Source organism: Maribacter aquimaris, from assembly GCF_014596745.1.
Lineage (GTDB): Bacteria > Bacteroidota > Bacteroidia > Flavobacteriales > Flavobacteriaceae > Maribacter_A > Maribacter_A aquimaris.
The window spans coordinates 63,361-85,471 of record NZ_JABTCF010000016.1 but is presented as its reverse complement, the minus strand read 5'-3'; the positions used below and the strand labels follow the sequence as shown (position 1 = coordinate 85,471).

The window sequence follows — 22,111 nt, the reverse complement described above, 5'->3', positions numbered from 1 at the left end:
GAAGGTGGAGATAACTCCAAAGTCACTTGAACTAAACTGATCGTTCTATTGGTGAACCGTTCCGTTATTTACGGCGTCAGTTATTCCTGTATCCGAAAACACTTCACTGTCCGCTTTGAGCCATACCGATAAATCGCTGGAGACCCCTCCCGGGGATTGTGCAAGCAATAGCTGTGCACTACCGAAAAGAAATAATAAAATAAACGTTTTTAGAAAATAACTGTTATTCTGAAGTTTGGAATTGGTATGCATATGCCCCACAAATGTTTAGATTGGATTACAATGAGAATGCGAATATGATTATGATAGTAGGATTTTTCTTATTTTATGTTGTAGAAACTAAGCGTTTAAGTTGTGAAATCAGCGATAAGCGTTGTTTAAATATCGATGAAATACCTATTGTGGGCTTTATTTATTTTGACGGTCACTTATGTGTAGGGCTTAATGGATGAAATTAATGTATATCACAAAACTCAAAGTTTCCCCTCACTAATTGGTAAGAATTGAATATGTAAGAAAGATTTGGCGAAATTATGGAATTGGAACCAATCGGTAATGCGACTACCAAGGATTTGAAATTCAGATTTTAACGATATACAATGGTTTTCTTAAAGGAACAATTTATAGGACAGCATTCATATCACAAGAGTTGAAAGTTCATTTAAGCGACATTCACGTATTGAACCACTCCCAAAACAATATATTCCACCCTTTTTAAACTCACATTTTCGTGTTTAGCAATTTTAAATTGTTGATAACTCAAAATTCTTTCTTTTTTAACAAAAATCAAATGGTATCATTTGAATCATTTTGAAACCAAATAAAATTATTCAAATTTTATTTGGTTCGATTTGCATTGATTTAGCATAAGTAATTGTTTATCCATATTTTGTGAATAATAATATGTACATAATCGAGTTTTTGCACCTCCATCCAATTACATTTATCCAACAACAATATTGAAAGAAAACAAAAGCGCTTTTGTTCATTTAATAATCTTAAAAAGAAACAAATGGACATTATTTTAATCTTTGAGCGACTCGATCGTTTGGAAAGGCTATTGACGGCCAATAAAGAGGTACGCACCTTCTTCTTGGAATGGCCGTTACGGGAGTTGCTTCAAAAAACCGTTCAGTTCGTCGCCGGATTTGAACTGTTTTAAAAACTCATCATTGAATAATTCTTCTTTCTTCATAAGATGTAAATATTTAAAGTTAAAAAAAATAGCGAGGGCATGCCCTCGCTATTTTTTTCTATTTACACACTTTATGAGATAGTGCTTATTAACTACGGTTCTTAAAATCCCATAAAGCAAACAGACTCTTCCAATAAAAGCGAGCATGTAAAATACACTACATATTTTAGTTGACTTGGCAGATACCCCATTGTTCTTTTAAAAGCTGTGGTAAAATGCTGGGGATTTGCATAACCTACTTCGTATGCTGCATGCGCAATAGATGCTCCATCTCGGGTGATTAAAGTTTTAGCAAATTCCATTCTCAACGCAGTGATGTATTTAAAAACAGGGATACCATATACCTTTTTAAAATCCCTTTTGAGTTTAGTCGCATTGAATCCGGCGATTTCTGAAAGTTCTGAAATTTTAAGGGGTTCCTTTAAATTTTTTCTGATATAGGCCTCAACCTTAACCAGTGCCAAATAATCTGAATTTAGTAATTTGACTTTGTTTTTTGAAATTTTCGAAGTTTGTCTTCCCAATAAAAAATCAGTAAGCAACACGGTCAAACTACTTTCCAAATATCTTTTTCGAATAGCTCCTTTATAAGGGCACAGTATTATCTCATTGATCTTACTACGTATATGAGGGGGAATAAACTTACTTTTATCCCATAATACAAAGGAGTTGGAATTGGAAATCGCATCCTCTAATTTACCGAATGATCTTCTATATTCGGCACCCAAGAGTTTCTGCAACATATTGGGCTTAATATATATCTCAAATACCTTGGCATTACCCTTTAAAAAAAAATCTCGCCCCTCAGAAGTCGGATAATAAAACATGTTGCAATGATTCTCAGGAATTTGAACCAAATATTTTATATGAATCAAAGGCTGATAAGAGTACGTACCTTCTAGGGAAAAGTGGAGTTTTATCAAGTGCTCATCACTGCGAACAACAATTTCCGAATCGAATTCAAAAAGTCGTTTTGTGTTGGAAAAATCAATCCCGCTTATTAATGCAATACCATCTTTGTTGGTGACCTCAACATTATTGAATTGAACTGAATTGTCAATATAACCGTCTTTAAACAGTTTGTCAACATATATTTCCTTGTGTAATAATTGCCTACTATTACCATTTTCCGCTCCTAACCTCATTACTTCCTTTTGCGTATATAAAAATTCCTTTTACGGTACTTCACCGCACAATGCTGTTTTAGATTTGCAAATCTAGTTATTTAGACTTAATCTTAATTAACATAGTGGCCTATTTAATGAAAAAATTACTCTCAGCATCATTATTCTTTATTTTCTTATCTGCCCAAGGTCAAGAAGCTTTCGGCACAATATCAGGAACAGTAAGTGATGCTTCAGGAAAGCCTTTGCCCTATGCAAGCGTTTTGGTAGAGGGTCTAAAACTTGGTGTTCTTACAGATGATAATGGGGCATACTCCATTAGCAAGGTACCTAGCGGAAAACACAGGGTAGTCGTTTCATTTATCGGATACGGTAAACGCTCAAAGACCATTGAAGTCAACAAAAGTATAAGTAACCTCAATATCGATTTTACCCTACTGGAAACCGTAGAAAACCTAGATGAGGTAATAGTCAACGGTAAGACCAAGGAGACAGCGCTTGAGACCAAAGGCTTTGCCATTAATGCCGTAAAAACAGGGGAAGCTAGTCTACGAAATATTCAAACTAACGAATTGTTAAATACTACAGTTGGTGTGAAAATTCGTCAGAATGGAGGTTTAGGTTCTGATGTCAGCTATAGTTTAAATGGATTATCAGGAAACTCAGTGCGCATTTTTATCGACGGAATCCCTATCTCTACATACGGTTCTTCATTTAACCTAAATAGTATTCCTCCTTCAATGATCAAGAATATTGAAGTTTACAAAGGGGTAGTTCCTGGGCATTTGGCAGATGATGCCCTTGGGGGAGCCATTAATATTGTACTTCATAAAGATGCGAAAACGAATTTCAATGCCTCGGTTTCCTATGGGTCTTTTAACACTCTACAAACCAGCGTTAATGGGCTTTATCGTTTCGAAAAATCAGGATTTACAGTAAAAGCATCCCTTTTTCATAACTATTCCGACAATGACTATAAAGTATCAGGCAGAAGTGTTGTGGTTACCGGTTTAGGAGGTGTACAAACACCTATTACCGCTAGAAGGTTTAATGACGCTTATAGGTCTACAGGTGGAATGGCTCAAATAGGTTATACCGATGTAAAATGGGCAGATCAATTTTTCATTGGCCTAACAGGTTCGAATGACTATAAAGAAGTACAACACGGTGCTTTTATGACAATTACTCCCTACAAAGACAGGTTCCTTGAATCTGATGCGTTGCTGGCAAGTTTGAACTATCAAAAGAAAGACCTTTTCACCAAAGGACTTGATGTAAACGTAAACGGCTTATATGGTAAAAGAAACCGTGCGGTAAATGATACCGTTGCTTGGGCATATAATTGGAACGGAGAACGCGCTATTGATTTTAGAGGAGATGAATACCAATACACTTGGGGTTCTCAACAAGAAGGTGGCCCTACACTAGCTAAAATCAAAAGGAATGTTGCATCCATTAGAACAGGGGTTTCTTACGCTATTAATGAACATCACAAGGTATTGGCAAATCATGTATATAGTGGTATTGACAGGGAAGACAGTGATGCCCTAAGATCTGTATTGGAAAATACTTTTCTTGGAACACGGGATCTACACAAAAACATATATTCCTTAACCTATGAGTTAACGGCTTTCAATGAAAAATTAAAAGCGAGTTTATTTGGAAAACATTATCAACAAAAAACAATAAGTAGTGACCCTGCTATTGAATCAGACACTGAAGGAAACGATGTAATCGTAGATGAAGTTGCAATCAGCAATAAAAAGTATAACGGATATGGCTTTGCGGCCTCTTATGCAATTATTCCAAATGTTACGCTTCTAACTTCGGCAGAAAAGGCCATACGACTCCCTAACGAAACAGAAGTATTTGGTGATGACGGAGATAATGTAGTGGCCAATTCAAGTATTAATCCAGAAAGTAGTGACAACTACAACTTAGGATTCAGATTTGGATCATTTAACATCAAAAAGCACAATTTTACCATATCAACAAATGTTTTCACTCGAAATATTAAAGATAGGATTGGCCTGCCCATTGAAACATCATTAAATGTTGATGATGAATTAATCGTATATGTAAATCAAGGTAGTGGCACATCCAAAGGGATCGACGCCCAATTGAATTACACGTACAACAACAATTTTGCCCTCAATTTCAATGTTTCCCGTTTCGATTTAAGGATTGTCAATCAAGGAGTGGAAATAGACGTTCCAAACACACCTTTTTTCACCATGAATGGTGGCTTACGCTACGCTTTAACAAATTTGATTCAAAAGAAATCGCGATTGAATCTATTCTACAATATCTATTTCACTGATAAATTTTCATTCTTGACTGCACAAGGATCAAATACCGTGGGAAACGAATTTTTTGACGTGCCCCAACAATTAGCGCAAGATTTCGGACTTAGTTACACATTCCCAAATAACAAGTTTGTGATGAGCTTTGATATCAAAAATATTTTTGATGAACCCGTTTATGATAATTTATCTGTACAAAAACCTGGAAGAGCTTTTTACCTAAAACTAAATTATAGAATCAACAATTTTTAACCCTTTTAATAAAAAAATATGAAACGTACTTTCTTGAATTTCAAATTACTAACACTTATAACTATTGGTTTAATGACAGCTTGTAGTAGTGATGACCCAAATGAAACCGTAGGTCCTGAACCAGACCCGGACGATTCTAGATGGATAACTATTGCTGGGGCTAAAATGGGAGATGCACCAGGAGATGGAAACGGAGGGACGCTAATTTATGCTGTTAGTAGCAAAGCCGCCAAAGACCCAAATATGTCTATTGAACCTTTTGAAAATGGATTTATTGCACCTTCGAACAGAACTGCGCGATTGCAATCTTCTGAAGATGGCAATACCATTTATAATATTAGCTACGCAGGAGATACGGGGGGTAACTATACAAAATACACCGTAGAAGGTGGGCAAACATTCACCCCTACAGGTTCAGAAGTAAGCATTGCTCCATACGTAGGTACTGCTCCAAGATGGATAAAACTATTTGACGGAGATCAAACAGGTGCTGCGGTATATGTGTCTACAGAAAACGAATTTGATGAAGATGATAATTACACGCGTACCGATGCTACCATTGGTGTAGTGACTTTGGATTTAGTGAATTCCTCAATAAAAGAATTCCAAGAGCACAGTGTAGCTTTAAGTGCAGAAGAAGAAGCAAACGGCTATTATATCTCTAGAATTGATATGCCTGTTTTAAATGCTGCAGGAGATAAATTATATATTGGTGCGCGTTTAAGCAAGGTGGACCCCGCTACTGCAGAAAGTGACAGTGATTACGAGATCTTAGGTTCTAAGACCATTGTATTGGATTACCCTTCTTTATTGAATCCGTCAGTGATTACCTCTACCGTGGGACACGGAAATACGAATGGATACCGCAGTATCAATGCTTTCCTTTTAGACGGAAGTGTTTATCAGGCAAATCAAAGCGATCCAGAGGGATCTCATATTTTAAAAATTGGTGCAGACAACCAATATGACGATGCTTATGTGTTTAATCTAGACGATGCTTTAGGTATAGAAGATGCGTATATTCTTGCTTGGAGGCCAGCAGAAAACGGAAAAGCCGTAATAGCTTACCGTCATTCAGGGTCTGCAGAAGGTGTAGCAGGTGCTCAAGGATTTTTTGCTCTTGCTGATTTGAACGCCAAAACCGCTCAGAAAATTGATGCCATTCCTTATGATGCAGACTTTTACTTATTCCAATACCAAGGTTTTGTAGTTGATGGAACAGACATTTACCTTACCCAAGGCGCTGTAGGGCAAAACGGAAATATTTACGTTGTAGATACTGAAACTGGAGATGTAACTAAAGGTGCGGAATTGGTGAATGTAGTAGGGAGTCACTTTATCGGTGTGTTTTAATATAGGAAACACATATAATGGTTACGTGGACCTAAAAATCAACAATGGGGAGGTACAAAATTTTGCACCTCCCCTTTTATACTTTTAATTATCAAAACAAATTATATGGCTACAGCAACTTTGTTCTTTTTAATGCTAGGTTGCCTTTCCGGAGGTTCTGCCTAAAGAACATCAGACAATCCATTTTAGATCGCGATTATTAGGCAGCCAAAACCGGTATAGCCAAAATAGATGCATCCATTGCAAAAGGGCATTCGGGTATTGAAGCTAATGATGATGGTTTTGATGTTACTACATTCCCAATTTTTGCGAACAACCCATTAACTACTATTAAACATTAGGAAGGGAACGGCAATGATGTAAATAAAAAAACACATGACTCGCGTACCTATATTTTCTAGGCAGCTTCCTTAACCGCGGCAACCGGTCAGCAAAATACTGCGGTATATGATTTTTTTATAGCGAATGAAGCGGGTTTAAGAAATGAAAAAGACCAGCAATAAAGACGGTAACGGAATTTTCAGGAGACATATCCAAAACTAATCTTTTTTTTAAAACCCCCTGAGTATCAAATTGTTGTTAACGACATATTGCATCATGATATTTGTCATTGCAAATCCAAAGCGGGCAAAATATTTTTATAACAAAATTTTAATTCTTGCTATGTGAACCATACCAGCAGGTTTTAGCGGGGTTCATTCTCCTTTTGGCTTGTGTTACATATCATTTGGCTAAGACAAATAGCTATGGATAATAAGGAACTACGGTCTCAATGCATGTGAGGGAATTAAGGGATTCAAAGACAGCATGCCGCAAATACACCCTTTCCCAGGGCCAAAAGACTGGCTTTGGGACTTTTGGTTCAAACTTGAACTACATGAGCATTGGAGGAGGAATAGCTATAGCTTTCTAAAGAAGTATGAAAACTGTATTGACATGTCTTATTATTATTCACGGCCTTATCCATGTATTGGGTTTTGCCAAGGCCATCGATTTCGGAAATTTAACACAATTTACCAAACAGATTTCAATACCAATGGGAGTAATATGGCTATTGACAGGTTTGTTGTTCGTGCTTACCGCCCTAATCCTTGTCTTAAAAAGCGGCGCCTGGCCAATTCTTGCCCTAATCACTGTTGTAACATCCCAAATCTTGATAATTACCGCCTGGGAAGATGCCAAATTCGGTAGCATAGCCAACAGTATTATCCTGATTGCGGCAATCATAGGTCTCAGCACCCAAAGTTTTCAGAATAGGTTTAGAAAAGATATTCTATCTGCCAGTGACATTGCGACAATCACTACTAATAACATTACGGAAAATGATTTGGTAGGGCTTCCCAAAAACGTTCAGGATTATTTAAGGTATGTCGGTGTTGTGGGAAAGCCCAAAATTCATAATGTTAGGATTGTTTTTGAGGGAGCGATGAGGGACAAAGGGAAGGACTGGTTCAACTTCACGTCCGAACAATACAATTTTTTCCAATCGCCCACCCGCTTATTTTTTATGAAAGCCAAAATCAAAGGTATACCCATAAACGGGTACCATAAATACGACAAAGAAGGGGCCCGAATGCAAATTAAATTATTATCGCTCTTTCCCGTAGTCGATATCGATGGGCCCAAAATGTTTCCTACAGAGACGGTCACTTTCCTCAATGACCTATGCCTTTTCGCCCCGGGCGCACTTATCGATGACCGCATCCGTTGGGAAACGATTGACGAACTATCGGTCAAAGCTACCTTCACCACGAACGGAACAAGCATTTCAGCAATTTTATACTTTAATGAAAAAGGACAATTGGTCAATTTTGTTTCCAACGACCGCTATTCCGTTTCGGAAATGAAAACCTTTCCGTTTTCTACTCCTGTAAAGAATTATCAAAACATCAACGGATACAATCTCCCAACTTATGGAGAGGCAATTTGGCATTATCCCGGCGGGGAATTTATATATGGAAAATTCAATGTGAAGCGTATTGAATACAATGTTACCAACTAACAAAAACAAATGTGAAATAACATGACGCCAACAACAATACCCATGATTCCGACGCTTGAAAAATGTGCCCTGTAGTCATAAAAAAACCTTTACAAATGGTAGCTACGGACCTATTCCAAAGCAAAAATCCTTTATAATTGATTTGAAAAATACCATGGACTTATTGCAGACCATTGCTTAAGCCTGCTTTTTCAAGCGCTTTTTTTCAGTACATCGTATTGTTATTCAATGATTTTTCCGGTATCTGTTGAATAGCATCCCAATGCTCACCTATTTTTCCATCCGCATCGAACCGAAAAAAATCCATTGTAATATACGCATCATTCCCTGGCCAGGTTTGATGGGTATGTAGCGCAACCAAATCCCCTTCTGCAATACATCTAACGAACTCAATCGATTTTTCGGGATACTCCCTTTGCATTCTTTCGAAATAAGCAATAAAACCATTGGTGCCATCTTCAACATCCGGATTGTGTTGTATATATTCCTTGCCCACATACCGTTCAACAGCCTGTCTGGGATTACCTTTGTACGCCATTTTGTAAAAGGCTATCGCATTCTTTTTATTCTCCTCCAAATTCATTTTGATGTCTTTTGTTTTATAAGATTAGCGAAGTTATAACTGGCATGGATCAAATTATCGTAACTCTTGGCCATTGCTTCTGGTAAATTGCCCACACCTCGTACTATCGATGCTACATAGTTAAGTCCGAAAGCTTGTTGTTGTTCTATGGATATACTTACCGAACCACATAAGGCAGCTACGGGTATCTGTTTTAATGTTGCCGAGGTAATGACCCCATCTATGGTCTTGCCAGAGAGCGTTTGTTCATCTAACTGACCTTCACCTGTTATAATCCAGTCTGCACCTTCGATGGCTTTATCAAAGTCCGCCAATTCCTTGACCAAGTCAATACCGGAAGTCAAATTACCATTAAGGAAAATGAGGGTACCTCCTCCAACCCCACCAGCTGCACCGGCGCCGGCCACTTCCTGTAAATTTATATTATACTGCTTTTCAATAACCTTGGCAAAATTGCTTAGCCCTTGATCCAATAGTTCAATTTCATTGTCTGATGCCCCTTTTTGCCTAGCATATACATAGGCCGCACCATTTTGACCGTAAAACTGATTCGTAACATCGCAAGCAACATTCATTTTTACCCCATTGAGTTTAGGGTTTTTGTTCGAATCATCGATTTTTCGTACCGCGGAAAGATTACTTCCTATAGGTTTCAATTCTTTCCCCCCATCATCCAAGAATCGATATCCCAAAACCTTTGCCATTCCCATACCCCCATCATTGGTAGCACTTCCCCCAATACCGAGGATAATTTCCTCAGCGCCCTTTTCCAAGGCATCGACAATTAGTTCGCCCGTACCCAATGTGGTCGTATGCATACAATTGCGTTCTTGGTCTTGGAGTAACTTAAGCCCGGATGCCTCTGCCATTTCAATATAGGCGATCTTGGTACTATCGGAATACAAATAGGATGCCTCGATGGGACGAAAAAGGGGGTCATTAACCGTTACCGATACCTTATCCCCTTTAATATAGTGCCGGGCCACTTCCATAGTACCATCACCTCCGTCGGCCAAGGGCATCTTTAGGATTTCGGCCTCCCTGAAAACCATAAGAAGACCTTCTTCCACGGCATCGCAGAATTCGAATCCGGTCAAGGACCCTTTAAATTTGTCTGGAGCGATAATAAATTTCATAGGTTAAAATTAATGCAATAATTCAGGTAGAAAAATACTGAATAGGACAATGGCAATAAAAAACCCTACCAAGATAAGCACTTCATAAATTCAATGTGAAAATAGCCCAGGAAATAGTGGTAGTAGGATTCAGTAATTCGGTAAACTCCACCATCATAGCACCCGCCCTGACCACAGTGGACCAACCTGGTGATAAAATTGGCCGTACTGCCGTTAAATATCTGATAAAAGAAATAGAAAATCCGGGAAATGATGAAACGACCAAAAAGGTAGAAATCAAAACCAGCCTATTGGTTCACGATTCATCCTTTACCGCCTAAAAATCAATATTTCTTGACACTCAGAATCAACACCGGAATCGGTACCGAGAATTCAGATTTGCTAATGGTGTTCTTTTCCCAAAGTTTGACGAAAAACCCCCTTTTTCTTCTAAAGACACAAAGCAAATCGGGATGTTTGGACTGAAAATGCTCCATGACACCAAGATATGTAGTAGCGTTCTCTGTTACCGTAAGCTTGGAACACAGATCCATCAAAGCCGTATTTACCTTTAAATCGTCATCGGTGTACTCAGGTGTTTTTACCAATAGTAAATTTACCGTTGCATCATGTCTTTTCTTGATTGTGATCAATGGGTTCAAAATCCGCTTTCGTTTTAAGACACCGGATTTAAATGCAGTCAGGATACTCTTAAAGGGCTTGTATTGAACACCTAGGGGAACAATCAACGCAGGAATATCGGTCCTTTTAATTATTTTGCCCGAAGTATAGCCCAAATAAAGATCTTCATGGACATGGTTACTCTTGGGGGAAAGTATGATCAAGTCTATCCCAATCTCTTTGTTTATTTTCATGATGCCATCGACCAACTCACCATTGTAGGTTGCCATTTTGATATCGACGTTCCGGGAATCCACCTGATCGATAATACCCTTGATCCGTTCTTTACCACTCTTCGCCAGTTTTTCTGAAATGTTGGCCAAACTACCCGCTTTCGCACTGATATTAAAAGCATCCATAACATAAACCTTTGCCGAAAAATCAGCGGCAAAATCAACGGCATATTGTAATGTATCCGTAACGTTGGGTAGGGTACCTATAGGGACAAGAATGTTTCGCATAGCGGCAATTATTGATTAATACTTTAAATTTACGATTAAAATAAATCCTATTTGTGATTCGTCGTGCAAAGATATCGGAAATTCATGACATTTTGGATGTTACCCAAGAATGTGCGGCATATATGATTCAAAACGGCATTTACCAATGGAATGCGAATTACCCCTCTAAAAAAGCCTTTGAAAAAGACATCGAACGCTCCGAATTGTATGTGCTCGAGAAAGAAGAACGTATCATCGGCACACTCGTTATCTCGACTTTTATGGACGGGGAGTATCGCCCCATTCAATGGCTCACCCCCAATAACAAGAACATTTATATCCACAGATTATCGATATTACCCGAACAACAAGGGAAAGGTTTTGCCCAAAAACTGATGGACCATGCCGAGAACCATGCCCGAGAACATGGTTTTATTTCCATCCGTTTGGATACGTTTAGCCAAAACAAACGCAACCAAAGATTTTATGAAACAAGGGGATATCGTAAACTTGCAGATATATATTTCCGAAAACAAAGTGAACATCCTTTTCATTGTTATGAATTGGTATTATAATCCCAAAATGTACTTTTGAAAACAGTCGTAAACTTTAAAACAATCAACAAACTGGCGATTCCGGCCACTATAGCGGGTATTGCCGAACCCATACTCTCTATTACCGATACTGCCATCGTTGGCAATATCCCTGTTGATGGTGTCGAGTCACTCGCTGCTGCCGGAATCGTAGGTTCTTTTTTATCGATGTTGATTTGGGTATTGGGACAGACACGTAGCGCTATCTCCGCAATTATCTCCCAATATTTGGGTGCCGGCAAATTGGAAGAGGTAAAGACCTTGCCCGCACAGGCCATATTCTTGAACATCGTATTGAGCATTATCATCCTCTTATCGACCATTTTCATAGTTGACGAAATCTTTCAGTTGATGAACGCCTCTGGAAAAATACTGAACTATTGCATTTCCTATTATTCCATACGGGTATGGGGATTCCCCCTAACATTATTCGTGTTTGCGGTCATGGGCATATTTCGCGGCCTACAAAACACCTATTATCCCATGTTGATAGCGATTGTAGGGGCCGTACTCAATATAGGACTGGATTTTATGCTGGTATATGGCATAGACGGCGTCATAGAGGCTATGTACCTGGAAGGAGCCGCATGGGCCAGTTTAATTGCCCAGGGAATCATGGCTATCATGGCTTTTGTTCTTTTATTGACCAAAACGGATATAAGTCTGAAAATCCGATTTCCATTGCACAAGGAATTAAATCGATTAATCGTAATGAGCCTTAATCTTTTCGTTCGGGCAATAGCCTTGAATATTGCGCTGATTTTAGCGGTAAGGGAAGCAACGGCTCTCGGCGATAAATATATCGGTGCCCATACCATTGCCATAAACCTTTGGCTTTTTTCGGCCTTTTTTATTGATGGTTATGGTGCGGCAGGCAACATTATGGGGGGGCGTTTGTTTGGAGCAGGAAATTATGATGGACTCTGGTTACTCGCAAAAAAAATAATGAAATATGGCTTAGTAGTAAGCATCTTATTGATGCTTTTGGGATTTGCGTTTTATACACCTATTGGCCATATTTTCTCCAATGAGACAGCTGTGCTCCAAACTTTTTACAGTATCTTTTTTATTGTAATACTCGGACTTCCCATTAACACGATAGCCTTTGTTTTTGATGGCGTTTTCAAAGGTTTGGGTGAGATGGGCTACCTTAGGAATGTCTTGTTGGCGGCAACCTTCCTTGGGTTTATCCCCATACTGTTCTTGACCAAATACGCCCATTGGGGCTTATACGGAATATGGATAGCCCTTACCGTATGGATGGTCATCCGTGGTGGTACATTGCTTTGGAAGTTTAGAAGAAAGTTTCGCCCCTTGTTGCAAAACACCTAATTTTGTATAAAATATAATATATATGGGTACTGACAGAGCAAACGGAAGCCTTTATACCACAATTGACAATAAAGTGGCTACAGTTGAATTTGGCCATCCTGCGGGTAATTCATTTGTTACGGAATTATTGGATCGCCTTACCACTGAAATCAACACCTTGTCCAACAATGAAAACATTTCAGTCATTATCCTGCGTTCGGAAGGCAAACGGGCCTTCTGCGGGGGGGCGTCCTTTGATGAACTGACAGCCATAGAAAATCTGGAAGAAGGCGAAAAGTTCTTTAGTGGCTTTGCCCATGTCATCAATGCCATGCGCAAATGCAAAAAGGTCATTATTGGTCGTGTTCAAGGGAAAACGGTTGGAGGCGGAGTTGGTCTTGCAGCGGCCTGTGACTATGTATTTGCATCGGTCGAGGCTTCCATACGACTATCTGAATTAACCATTGGCATTGCTCCCTTGGTGATTGCACCTGCAGTACAACGTAAAATAGGGACAGCCGGCTTATCCGAACTCTCGTTGGCCCCAACAGAATGGCAAAATGCCTATTGGGCCAAAGAAAAAGGTTTGTTCGCCAAGGTCTTCGATTCTATCAAGGAAATGGACAAAGAGATTGATTTCTTCACCCACCAATTATCCAACTACAATCCGGAAGCATTGTATAAATGGAAAAAAGTACTTTGGGAAGATACCGACCACTGGGATAAGCTACTCTCCGAAAGGGCAGCTATTTCCGGGTCATTGGTATTATCCGATTTCACAACAAAAGCACTATCCAAATACAAGAAATAATAAACCTTACGTATATCCGTTTTATTTATCAAAAAACATCGACATGGAGATATTGAACTTCCTAAACGGAAACCTTGTTTTTCCCCTATTGGCATTTTTTATTGTGGTGATCTATTTTGTGAATCGTATCCGTTCCCGAAAAAAATACAAAAGGTAATTCCGTTTTAACCAACGCCGGCCATGACCACTAACTCCAATGCTATGTGGGTATTTTTCTATGCATTCCTTTTTTTGATTGGGGCCTCATTATCCTTTCTGGCCTATTCCCAATACCGACAAACACAGGGGTTATTGGCTAAAGATTACCTATAACCCGAAAATAGCGAAGATGTAAAAACCATTTCCTTCTGGGGGTTATACCGTTGGAGTGTCATTTGTATTATGATTGCAGCTCCTTTTTTGATACTTGGTGGTAGTTATTTGTTGTATAGTAGGGGCTGATTGCACCAATACTTCAGTATATTTGGTTACATCAATAACTAAATGACCATGTATTCTTCCAGCCTACTTCTAAAGACAATTCCCTTTTTTATCCTGATGATCACTACTGGTTTTGGTTTTCCAAAAGATAGTGCAAATCATCCCCAAATCCATACTGAAACCAAACCACTTAAAGTGGGTATTATCGGGTTGGTGCATGATCATGTGCACTGGGTATTAGGTAGGGAAAAGATTGGGGATATTGAGATAGTCGGCATTGTTGAGCCCAACACGGCATTAGCCATTAAATACAGTAAACAATACGGATTTTCGATGGATTTGGTTTTTGCTTCGATGCAGGAAATGGCCAAAGCCACAAAACCGGAAGCCGTCATGGCCTTCAATCCCGTTTACGATCATTTGGAAGTCGTCGAATTCTTTGCGCCCAAAGGAATCGATATCATGGTTGAAAAACCCATGGCCGTCAATGTTGCCCACGCCAAAAAAATGATTGCCTTGGCAAAAAAGCACCAAATTCATTTAATGACCAATTATGAGACTTCCTGGTATGCCAGTAATGCCAAGGCCTTCGAGATTATCGACAAAGGCGATACTATTGGTAAAATCGGAAAAATCGTCTTTAATACAGGTCATCCGGGACCAAAGGAAATTGGCTGTAGTAAGGAATTTTTAGCGTGGCTGACCGATCCCGTATTGAATGGTGGAGGAGCCCTACCCGATTTTGGTTGTTATGGGGCAAACCTATCCACCTACATTATGAAGGGGGAAACGCCGGAAACGGTCACCTGTGTAACCCAACAAACAAAACCTGATATTTACCCCAAGGTAGCGGATGATGCCATCATTGTTTTGACCTATCCCAAAACCCAAGTCGTTATACAAGCCTCATGGAATTGGTCGCACAGCAGGAAAGATATGGCGATCTATGGCAAACACGGTTATGTGATTTGTGAAAACAACGAAGACATGAAAATCATGGCCAATGAGAAAGATGGTCCAAAATCGATAAAAGCCAACGCCCTGCCCAAAGGAGTACATGATCCTTTTGCCTATTTTTCAAAACTGGTAAGGGAAGACTTTCCGCTCAAAAGTTATGATCTGGGCTCCATGGAAAACAATTTGATCGTGGTTCAAATTTTGGAAGCGGCGAAACAGGCTGCCAAAACAGGACAGACCGTCGTTTGGGATGAATATTTCAAGCCGGAATAATTTAGAAACTTATTTCTCGATTATGCCGAATCAATTCCAATATGAAGGAAAAAAATGTTTGATATTGATTAACTTCGCGCCGTAATTCATAGCAATGAGCAATATTAGGATCACCAAGCAATTCACTTTTGAGTCGGGCCATGCATTATATGGGTATGATGGCAAATGCAGGAATGTTCACGGACACAGTTACAAACTCTCTGTCACCGTAATCGGCACCCCGATTACCGATACTTCCCATGTTAAATTGGGTATGGTCATCGATTTTGGCGATTTAAAGAAAATCGTAAAGGAGGAAATCGTAGATCCTTTTGACCACGCCACCATTTTTAACAAAAACACACCCCATCTTGAATTGGCCAAGGAATTAATGAAACGAGACCACAATGTTATCCTAGCCGATTACCAGCCGACAAGTGAGAATATGGTCATTGATTTTGCAGAAAAAATAAAGGCCAGACTACCGGAAACAATCAAATTACATTCTTTAAGGCTACAGGAAACCGAAACTTCCTATGCGGAGTGGTATGCTTCTGACAATTAGAGGGACGAAGGGATTTCCCTATATTTACAACACCAATGAAAGTTATCGACATTCCCAAAGACAAAAAAATCTACTTCGCCAGTGATAACCATCTAGGAGCCCCGACCATGGAAAAAAGTTTGGTACGGGAAAAGAAATTCGTGGCTTGGTTGGATATCGTCAAGAAGGATGCGGCAGCGATATTTTTACTGGGAGATCTTTTTGATTTTTGGTTTGAATATAAAACCGTGGTCCCCAAAGGATTTACCCGTACGTTGGGCAAGCTTGCCGAAATAACGGATTCGGGTATACCTGTCTTTTATTTTGTTGGGAACCACGATCTGTGGATGAACGGCTACTTCGAGGAAGAATTGAATATTCCCGTGTATCACAAACCCCAACAATTCGCCTTTAATGGCACCAAGGTATTTATTGGTCATGGGGATGGATTGGGACCAGGGGATTTAGGATTCAAACGCATGAAAAAAGTGTTTACCAATCCTGTGGCCAAATGGTTTTTCAAATGGCTTCATCCCGATTTGGGCGTGCGCTTGGGCAAACATCTTTCGGTTAAGAACAAATTGATTTCAGGGGATGAGGATGTCAAATTTCTTGGGGAGGACAAGGAATGGTTGGTACAGTATTGCCATCGGAAGCTGGAAAAGGACCATTACGACTATTTTGTGTTCGGACATCGTCACCTACCGTTGGAAATCGATTTGAATGAAACTTCCAAATATATCAACCTAGGGGATTGGCTATCTTTCTTTACCTATGGTGTTTTTGATGGTGAAAGATTCTCACTGGAAAAATTATAAATTATTCTGCCACTTCATGCTCTTCAATATCCTTTCGTAGATCCAATCTTCTGAATGAAGGTAAAGCCAGTGTTGTAATCCCAACTGTGAATATGGTCATACACCCACCAAAAACAACTGCTGTAACCGTTCCCATAAGTTTTGCCGTTGCCCCGCTTTCAAAAGCCCCAAGTTCATTTGAGGACCCGACGAACATCGAATTGACCGATGCCACCCTACCCCTCATATGATCGGGTGTCTTTAATTGTAATATGGTCTGACGAATGATCATGGAAACCCCATCAACGGCCCCACTTATAAATAAGGCACCCACCGACAACCAAAATGACGTCGACAACCCAAAAACTATGATACAGCAACCGAAAAGAAAAATGGCCAGCAATAATTTTTTTCCTGCATTTTTATGCAATGGAAAACGGGTTGAACCAACCATCGTCAATGCCGCTCCCACGGCCGGGGCCGCCCTTAAAATACCAAATCCTTCAGCACCCACGTTAAGAATATCCTGTGCATAAATCGGGAGAAGTGCAATTGCCCCACCAAAAAGAACGGCAATCATATCCAAGGTAAGTGCACCAAGAATAGCCTTGGTCTTAAATACGAATTGAAGCCCTTCCTTCAAACTCTGGAAAATCGGCTCCCCTATCTTAGGATTTAAAATTGGTTTCCTGGAAATCCGGGATATGGCCGTTAAGGCAATTAAAGTACATATAAAAATAAGGCACATAGACCAGTGAACCCCAATCAGGCCAATTGAAAACCCGGCTGTGGCTGGTCCTAGGACCGACGCAAACTGCCAGGTCGTACTACTCCATGTAGCTGCGTTCGGATATAGCTTCTTCGGCACGATCAAAGCCATTAGGGAGAAAATCGTTGGCCCTAAAAAAGCCCTTACAATACCTCCTAGAAATACTAGGACATAGATAGACCAGAGAATAGTTTTGGAGGATACCTGTGTGGAAAGATCGGGCCAACTTAAAATAAAAAGTCCAAGACTGATTACGGAAAAGCCCAAAAGACATTTTACCAATAAGTTTCGTTTCTCTTTCTGATCTACGATATGACCCGCAAACAAGGCCATTGAAACAGCGGGGACAACTTCCATAAGTCCGATAATCCCTAATGATAAAGGATCCTTTGTCAACGAATAGACCTGCCATTCTATAACGATAAATTGCATGGCCCATGCAAAGACCATGGCAAAACGGGCACCCAAAAAAACATTGAACTCTTTAATCCTTAAAGCAGCATACGGATCCATAGATTAAAAGATATAGCTATTTATTCTGTGATTTCAATTCTGTTGTTTTCCGGATCCAAGACCACACTTTCGTAATAACCATCCCCTGTGGTTCTTGGTTCGCCAACGATTTTAAATCCAGAATTTCTCAATCTATCCGTCAGGGCATCTACCCTTTCCTTTGATCCAACAGATACTGCAAAATGGGTGAGACCGGTTAACTCCTGAACATCACCTAATCTATGGGCAATATCAGGTCGATGCATCAATTCCAAACGGGGCCCTTCGTTAAAGCTTAAGAAATAAGAAGTGAAATTTTTATTTGGATTGTGATATTTTTCTCCCGCCAAAGCCCCAAAATAAGTACCATAGAAATCCTTTATCCTTTCCAAATCCTGTACCCAAATGGCAAGATGTTCAATTTTCATTTAATGTCTTTTATTTTCAATTGAAGGCTAATATTCCCTTGCCATTCATTTTCATCAATGGTAAAAACAGCATTAAAAGGTTTATTGCCGGTAACCAAGTCCAATTTATTCCCTAGATTAAAACCTATACCTCCTATTCTACGACCACTGTTTTGGGTTACCTGTACTTTTAAATGCGCCTCTTCTTCCCCAACCCCTTTGGCATATCCCGTATCCTGTAAACCTTCTGCCATAAAAACAGGGGTCATATTACCTGGGCCAAAAGGAGCGAACTGTTGGATGATTCGAAGTAATTTGGGGGTAATGTCATTTAAGGCAATCGTGGCGTCTACCGTAATCTCAGGTGTCAACAAATGAGGTTCAATGCTCTCGGTCACCACTTTCTCAAACTTTTCCTTGAAAGGAAGGTACTGCTCGGGCAACAAGGTCAACCCAGCCGCATATTTATGGCCCCCGAACTGTTCAATACAATCGGCGCATTCCTGTAGGGCGTTATACACATCAAATCCTTTGACCGAACGCGCAGAGGCTGCCAGCCGATCACCGCTTTTGGTAAAAACCAAGGTTGGCCTATAAAAAGTCTCGATCAAACGGGATGCGACGATTCCTATTACCCCTTTGTGCCAAGTTTCTTTAAAGACCACCGAAGTAAATCGCTTTTCTTCCCCATTTTCCGTAATCTGCGCCAAGGCTTCGGCCGTTATTTCCCGATCAAGATTTTTTCTATCAAAATTGAATTGTTCTATCTCCTTGGCAAATTGTTCCGCCTCATCCAAATGTTCCGCCACAAGTAAATTAACCGCATGTTGCCCATGCTTCATCCGCCCAGCAGCATTTATCCGCGGCGCTATAACGAATACCACATCAGTAATGGTCAATTCCTTTTTCTTGATTTGATTGATGATGGCCTTAAACCCTATCCTAGGTTGCTCATTGATTACCTTCAGTCCATAAAAAGCCAATATTCGATTCTCCCCGGTTATCGGCACAATGTCTGCTCCTATCGCAGTAGCCACTAAATCAAGATAATAGACCAAATCGTCAATGGTTTCGCCACGATGGGAGCCCAAAGCCTGAATTAATTTAAATCCCACCCCACATCCGCAAAGTTCATCATACGGATAGGAGCAATCATCCCTCTTTGCATCCAAAACGGCAATGGCATTGGGTAATTGGCTACCGGGTCGGTGATGGTCGCAAATAATAAAATCAACTCCTTTCTCTTTAGCATAATCGACCTTTTCGATGGCCTTTATTCCACAATCCAGAGCGATAATCAAAGAAAAACCATTATCATGGGCAAAATCAATTCCCTTATAGGAAACCCCATAACCTTCATCATATCTATCGGGGATATAGGTAGCTACATACGGATAATAGGTCAACAAATAAGAAGAGACCAATGCCACCGAGGTAGTCCCATCCACATCGTAATCACCATAGATCAGAATATTCTCACCTGCAGCAATGGCTTTTTCGATCCTGGCCACCGCCAAATCCATATCCTTCATTAAAAAGGGATCATGTAAATCGGTCAATTCCGGTCGAAAGAACTTTTTGGCTTCGGCATAGGTTGTAATTCCACGTTGCACTAATAATTGTGCCACCAATCCATCAACCTTCAACGCTTTCGCAAGTTGTTCTATCTGCTGTGGTTCCGGTTTTGGTTTTAGCGTCCAGCGCATATTAAGTTTAGTTCAAACACAAAAATCAAGTTCAAGTTTCAAGTAAATTGAATATAGACGATTTTGATTTCTATTTTTTATTTTTAATTATTGTTGCAATGATTCTGATTAATTGTTCTATTTCATCCAATAAATCGGTTCGCCGCAAATCTGTTCCATAATCAACCTCATTTAAAATCTTTAGATTAACCCTAGATTCCTTGAGCTCCTTCAAGCAAATACTAGCCTTATGGATATAATCCCTACTAGTGTTCGTTCCTTGCGCTTCTCCAAAATTCAAGGCAGAACTTCCGCAAGAACGAAGCAATTGGTTGCCATAATATTGCCCAGTAAAATCTTGAGGTAAATCTTTACAGAAAAGAATGGCATTTGCCGCTAATTTCACTAATCTATCCTCTATGTCATATTTTTTGTTAGAAATGACTATTGCTTTTATTTGCACTTAAGACTTGCTCTTGAACTTGAACTTGCTCTTGAACTTGCTCTTGAACTTGAGACTTGTTCTTGAACTTGAGACTTGCTCCTGAACTTTAGACTTGTTCTTGAACTTTTTCTTATTGATGAAAAACAGTTTTGATCTCTAACTTAGCAAATTCCCGAAACATTTCCATAACCCCACAGTATTTTTCCACGGATAGGTCAACCGCCCTTTGCAATTTTTTTTCATCCAGATCCTTGCCATAAAAATGATATTCGACGGTTACCGCATCGTAATATTTTGGATGTTCATCGGTCAAATTGGCAATGGTATCAATCTGGAAATCATCGACCTTTAATTTCATCTTTTTTATAAGTGAGGCAACATCCAATCCTGAACATCCGGCCAAGGCCGATAACATCAGGGCTTTAGGTCTAAAGCCATTACCCTCACCTCCATTTTCGGGCCCTGCATCGATTCGAAGATCCTGTCCTGAGGGATTATTACTTTCGAAGGCCATTCCGCCCAACCATTTGGTGGTAATATGATTTGTAGTACCCATAATTTTTCGTTTCTTGTAAAGTGTAAAAATACGATATTAATACAAAAATATGCCACTCGTAACACCCCTTGACCCACAGCATGATCCTGAGACCAAAAAGCTAGCCGAGTTCTTTAACGAGACCTTGGGCTTTTGCCCCAATTCCGTTTTAACGATGCAACATCGGCCTGCCATTTCAAAAGCATTCATTACCTTGAACAAGGCGGTAATGGCCAATGAGGGCAAGGTTACTTCGGCTTTAAAGCGGATGATCGCTTGGGTAAGCAGCAATGCCGCAGGGTGCCGTTATTGTCAGGCCCACGCCATACGGGCCGCGGAACGATACGGGGCCGAGCAGGAACAATTGGATAATATTTGGGAATACCGGACCCATCCTGCTTTTTCGGAAGCGGAACGGGCGGCGTTGGACTTTTCCCTAGCTGCATCCCAAGTTCCGAATGCTGTGAATGCCGAGATAAAGGAACGTCTTTATCGGTATTGGGATGAAGGGGAGATTGTGGAAATGCTCGGGGTCATATCCCTCTTTGGTTACCTAAACCGTTGGAACGATTCCATGGGAACCTCCATTGAAAATGGCGCCGTGGAAAGTGGTGAAGAGTATTTGGGGAAATATGGATGGGAAAAAGGGAAACATGATGGGTCTAGCTATTAGGTAATGACCGTGAGGAGAATTCTTCTGCTATGACCAGTAGGATGTGATTTCTCCCTTTGGTCGAAATGACCACCATACATAGCGCCTTTAGTGAATAACAAGAGTCATGGGTAACGTAATAGTCAGAATGTTCTTCCTATGTTCGAATTAAATAAAAAAACCATAAGTCATTTCGAACGAACGACAGTGAGGAGAAATCCCATGATATGACCAGCAGTATGTGATTTCTTCTCCCTTTGATCGAAATGACCACCATACATAACGCCGTTAGTGAATAACAAGAGTCATGGGTAACGTAATAGTCAGAATGTTCTTCCTATGTTCGAATTAAATAAAAAAACCATAAGTCATTTCGAACGAACGACAGTGAGG

Annotated in this window: 21 protein-coding genes and 1 pseudogene; 12 read left to right on the top strand and 10 right to left on the bottom strand. The window is 40.0% G+C overall.

The annotated features are described in order from the left end of the window. Positions 1 to 45 precede the first annotated feature (45 nt). Positions 46 to 261, bottom strand: a complete 216-nt coding sequence (locus HPE56_RS19195; protein WP_223170379.1) for a hypothetical protein — start codon at positions 259 to 261, stop codon at positions 46 to 48. A gap of 751 nt (positions 262 to 1,012) precedes the next feature. On the opposite strand from HPE56_RS19195, the gene HPE56_RS19190 reads away from it, so the two are divergent. Next, positions 1,013 to 1,162 carry a hypothetical protein gene (locus tag HPE56_RS19190; RefSeq protein WP_188245361.1) on the top strand — a complete coding sequence of 50 codons (150 nt, stop codon included), beginning with the start codon at positions 1,013 to 1,015 and terminating at the stop codon, positions 1,160 to 1,162. Positions 1,163 to 1,296: 134 nt separating this feature from the next. On the opposite strand, the gene HPE56_RS19185 is transcribed toward HPE56_RS19190, so the two are convergent. Further along, the gene (locus HPE56_RS19185) at positions 1,297 to 2,340 is read right to left on the bottom strand and encodes a helix-turn-helix domain-containing protein (protein ID WP_188245360.1); all 1,044 of its coding nucleotides are present in this window, start codon (positions 2,338 to 2,340) and stop codon (positions 1,297 to 1,299) included. Positions 2,341 to 2,456: 116 nt separating this feature from the next. Here HPE56_RS19185 and HPE56_RS19180 point away from each other — a divergent pair, with 116 nt between their 5' ends. The 3 genes from HPE56_RS19180 (at position 2,457) to HPE56_RS19170 (ending at position 8,229) form a co-directional block, all read left to right on the top strand. Then, on the top strand, positions 2,457 to 4,874 hold the full coding sequence (locus HPE56_RS19180) for a TonB-dependent receptor (protein WP_188245359.1): 2,418 nt from the start codon (positions 2,457 to 2,459) through the stop codon (positions 4,872 to 4,874). An 18-nt stretch (positions 4,875 to 4,892) separates the two neighbouring features. Beyond that, on the top strand, positions 4,893 to 6,227 hold the full coding sequence (locus HPE56_RS19175) for a hypothetical protein (protein ID WP_188245358.1): 1,335 nt from the start codon (positions 4,893 to 4,895) through the stop codon (positions 6,225 to 6,227). Between the two features lie 919 nt (positions 6,228 to 7,146). Beyond that, positions 7,147 to 8,229: a DUF6544 family protein gene (locus tag HPE56_RS19170; RefSeq protein ID WP_188245357.1), complete on the top strand. Its 1,083-nt coding sequence runs from the start codon at positions 7,147 to 7,149 to the stop codon at positions 8,227 to 8,229. Between the two features lie 205 nt (positions 8,230 to 8,434). Here the strand turns inward: HPE56_RS19170 and HPE56_RS19165 are convergent, their stop codons facing one another. Together HPE56_RS19165 and HPE56_RS19160 are read right to left on the bottom strand one after the other, a co-directional pair. Then, positions 8,435 to 8,812, bottom strand: coding sequence for a nuclear transport factor 2 family protein (locus HPE56_RS19165; RefSeq protein ID WP_188245356.1), 378 nt, complete (start codon positions 8,810 to 8,812; stop codon positions 8,435 to 8,437). Beyond that, a complete protein-coding gene (locus tag HPE56_RS19160) occupies positions 8,809 to 9,948 on the bottom strand; it encodes a glycerate kinase (RefSeq protein WP_188245355.1) in 1,140 nt (379 codons plus the stop codon). Before HPE56_RS19160 ends, HPE56_RS19165 begins: the two co-directional genes overlap by 4 nt. 89 nt (positions 9,949 to 10,037) lie before the next feature. On the opposite strand from HPE56_RS19160, the pseudogene HPE56_RS19155 reads away from it, so the two are divergent. Continuing rightward, a pseudogene (locus HPE56_RS19155) lies at positions 10,038 to 10,268 on the top strand (substrate-binding domain-containing protein); the annotation flags it as partial. Positions 10,269 to 10,271: 3 nt separating this feature from the next. On the opposite strand, the gene HPE56_RS19150 reads toward HPE56_RS19155, so the two are convergent. After that, the gene (locus HPE56_RS19150; RefSeq protein ID WP_188245353.1) at positions 10,272 to 11,069 is read right to left on the bottom strand and encodes a universal stress protein; all 798 of its coding nucleotides are present in this window, start codon (positions 11,067 to 11,069) and stop codon (positions 10,272 to 10,274) included. A gap of 53 nt (positions 11,070 to 11,122) precedes the next feature. Here HPE56_RS19150 and HPE56_RS19145 point away from each other — a divergent pair, with 53 nt between their 5' ends. The 6 genes from HPE56_RS19145 to HPE56_RS19120 all read left to right on the top strand — a co-directional run bounded on the left by HPE56_RS19145 (position 11,123) and on the right by HPE56_RS19120 (position 16,754). Beyond that, entirely contained in the window at positions 11,123 to 11,623 is a 501-nt protein-coding gene (locus tag HPE56_RS19145; RefSeq protein ID WP_188245352.1) for a GNAT family N-acetyltransferase, read from the top strand. 15 nt (positions 11,624 to 11,638) lie between these two features. Next, positions 11,639 to 12,973 (top strand): MATE family efflux transporter, encoded by a 1,335-nt coding sequence (locus tag HPE56_RS19140; RefSeq protein WP_188245351.1) that lies wholly within the window; start codon positions 11,639 to 11,641, stop codon positions 12,971 to 12,973. Positions 12,974 to 12,995: 22 nt separating this feature from the next. Next, positions 12,996 to 13,763 carry an enoyl-CoA hydratase/isomerase family protein gene (locus HPE56_RS19135; RefSeq protein ID WP_188245350.1) on the top strand — a complete coding sequence of 256 codons (768 nt, stop codon included), beginning with the start codon at positions 12,996 to 12,998 and terminating at the stop codon, positions 13,761 to 13,763. A 489-nt stretch (positions 13,764 to 14,252) separates the two neighbouring features. Continuing rightward, positions 14,253 to 15,413: a Gfo/Idh/MocA family protein gene (locus HPE56_RS19130; protein ID WP_188245349.1), complete on the top strand. Its 1,161-nt coding sequence runs from the start codon at positions 14,253 to 14,255 to the stop codon at positions 15,411 to 15,413. 94 nt (positions 15,414 to 15,507) lie between these two features. Beyond that, positions 15,508 to 15,957: a 6-pyruvoyl trahydropterin synthase family protein gene (locus HPE56_RS19125; protein WP_188245348.1), complete on the top strand. Its 450-nt coding sequence runs from the start codon at positions 15,508 to 15,510 to the stop codon at positions 15,955 to 15,957. Positions 15,958 to 15,992: 35 nt separating this feature from the next. Then, entirely contained in the window at positions 15,993 to 16,754 is a 762-nt protein-coding gene (locus HPE56_RS19120; RefSeq protein ID WP_188245347.1) for a UDP-2,3-diacylglucosamine diphosphatase, read from the top strand. Between the two features lies 1 nt (position 16,755). On the opposite strand, the gene HPE56_RS19115 is transcribed toward HPE56_RS19120, so the two are convergent. The 5 genes from HPE56_RS19115 to HPE56_RS19095 form a co-directional block, all read right to left on the bottom strand. Continuing rightward, positions 16,756 to 18,015 carry an MFS transporter gene (locus HPE56_RS19115; RefSeq protein WP_188245346.1) on the bottom strand — a complete coding sequence of 420 codons (1,260 nt, stop codon included), beginning with the start codon at positions 18,013 to 18,015 and terminating at the stop codon, positions 16,756 to 16,758. A 20-nt stretch (positions 18,016 to 18,035) separates the two neighbouring features. Beyond that, positions 18,036 to 18,422 carry a VOC family protein gene (locus tag HPE56_RS19110; protein ID WP_188245345.1) on the bottom strand — a complete coding sequence of 129 codons (387 nt, stop codon included), beginning with the start codon at positions 18,420 to 18,422 and terminating at the stop codon, positions 18,036 to 18,038. After that, entirely contained in the window at positions 18,419 to 20,107 is a 1,689-nt protein-coding gene (gene recJ, locus HPE56_RS19105) for a single-stranded-DNA-specific exonuclease RecJ (protein WP_188245344.1), read from the bottom strand. Before recJ ends, HPE56_RS19110 begins: the two co-directional genes overlap by 4 nt. Positions 20,108 to 20,177: 70 nt before the next feature. Further along, positions 20,178 to 20,549: a four helix bundle protein gene (locus HPE56_RS19100; protein WP_317173232.1), complete on the bottom strand. Its 372-nt coding sequence runs from the start codon at positions 20,547 to 20,549 to the stop codon at positions 20,178 to 20,180. Positions 20,550 to 20,661: 112 nt separating this feature from the next. After that, positions 20,662 to 21,087, bottom strand: a complete 426-nt coding sequence (locus HPE56_RS19095) for an OsmC family protein (RefSeq protein WP_188245343.1) — start codon at positions 21,085 to 21,087, stop codon at positions 20,662 to 20,664. 49 nt (positions 21,088 to 21,136) lie between these two features. Here HPE56_RS19095 and HPE56_RS19090 point away from each other — a divergent pair, with 49 nt between their 5' ends. Next, on the top strand, positions 21,137 to 21,739 hold the full coding sequence (locus HPE56_RS19090; protein ID WP_188245342.1) for a carboxymuconolactone decarboxylase family protein: 603 nt from the start codon (positions 21,137 to 21,139) through the stop codon (positions 21,737 to 21,739). The last annotated feature ends 372 nt before the right edge of the window (positions 21,740 to 22,111 follow it).

Coding starts and splice junctions, on each gene's coding strand:
- HPE56_RS19125 (WP_188245348.1), top strand. CDS start 15,508: ATGAGCAATATTAGGATCACCAAGCAATTCACTTTTGAGTCGGGCCAT.
- HPE56_RS19175 (WP_188245358.1), top strand. CDS start 4,893: ATGAAACGTACTTTCTTGAATTTCAAATTACTAACACTTATAACTATT.
- HPE56_RS19135 (WP_188245350.1), top strand. CDS start 12,996: ATGGGTACTGACAGAGCAAACGGAAGCCTTTATACCACAATTGACAAT.
- HPE56_RS19180 (WP_188245359.1), top strand. CDS start 2,457: ATGAAAAAATTACTCTCAGCATCATTATTCTTTATTTTCTTATCTGCC.
- HPE56_RS19095 (WP_188245343.1), bottom strand. CDS start 21,087: ATGGGTACTACAAATCATATTACCACCAAATGGTTGGGCGGAATGGCC.
- HPE56_RS19130 (WP_188245349.1), top strand. CDS start 14,253: ATGTATTCTTCCAGCCTACTTCTAAAGACAATTCCCTTTTTTATCCTG.
- HPE56_RS19190 (WP_188245361.1), top strand. CDS start 1,013: ATGGACATTATTTTAATCTTTGAGCGACTCGATCGTTTGGAAAGGCTA.
- HPE56_RS19090 (WP_188245342.1), top strand. CDS start 21,137: ATGCCACTCGTAACACCCCTTGACCCACAGCATGATCCTGAGACCAAA.
- HPE56_RS19110 (WP_188245345.1), bottom strand. CDS start 18,422: ATGAAAATTGAACATCTTGCCATTTGGGTACAGGATTTGGAAAGGATA.
- HPE56_RS19150 (WP_188245353.1), bottom strand. CDS start 11,069: ATGCGAAACATTCTTGTCCCTATAGGTACCCTACCCAACGTTACGGAT.
- recJ (WP_188245344.1), bottom strand. CDS start 20,107: ATGCGCTGGACGCTAAAACCAAAACCGGAACCACAGCAGATAGAACAA.
- HPE56_RS19165 (WP_188245356.1), bottom strand. CDS start 8,812: ATGAATTTGGAGGAGAATAAAAAGAATGCGATAGCCTTTTACAAAATG.
- HPE56_RS19160 (WP_188245355.1), bottom strand. CDS start 9,948: ATGAAATTTATTATCGCTCCAGACAAATTTAAAGGGTCCTTGACCGGA.
- HPE56_RS19170 (WP_188245357.1), top strand. CDS start 7,147: ATGAAAACTGTATTGACATGTCTTATTATTATTCACGGCCTTATCCAT.
- HPE56_RS19120 (WP_188245347.1), top strand. CDS start 15,993: ATGAAAGTTATCGACATTCCCAAAGACAAAAAAATCTACTTCGCCAGT.
- HPE56_RS19185 (WP_188245360.1), bottom strand. CDS start 2,340: ATGAGGTTAGGAGCGGAAAATGGTAATAGTAGGCAATTATTACACAAG.
- HPE56_RS19115 (WP_188245346.1), bottom strand. CDS start 18,015: ATGGATCCGTATGCTGCTTTAAGGATTAAAGAGTTCAATGTTTTTTTG.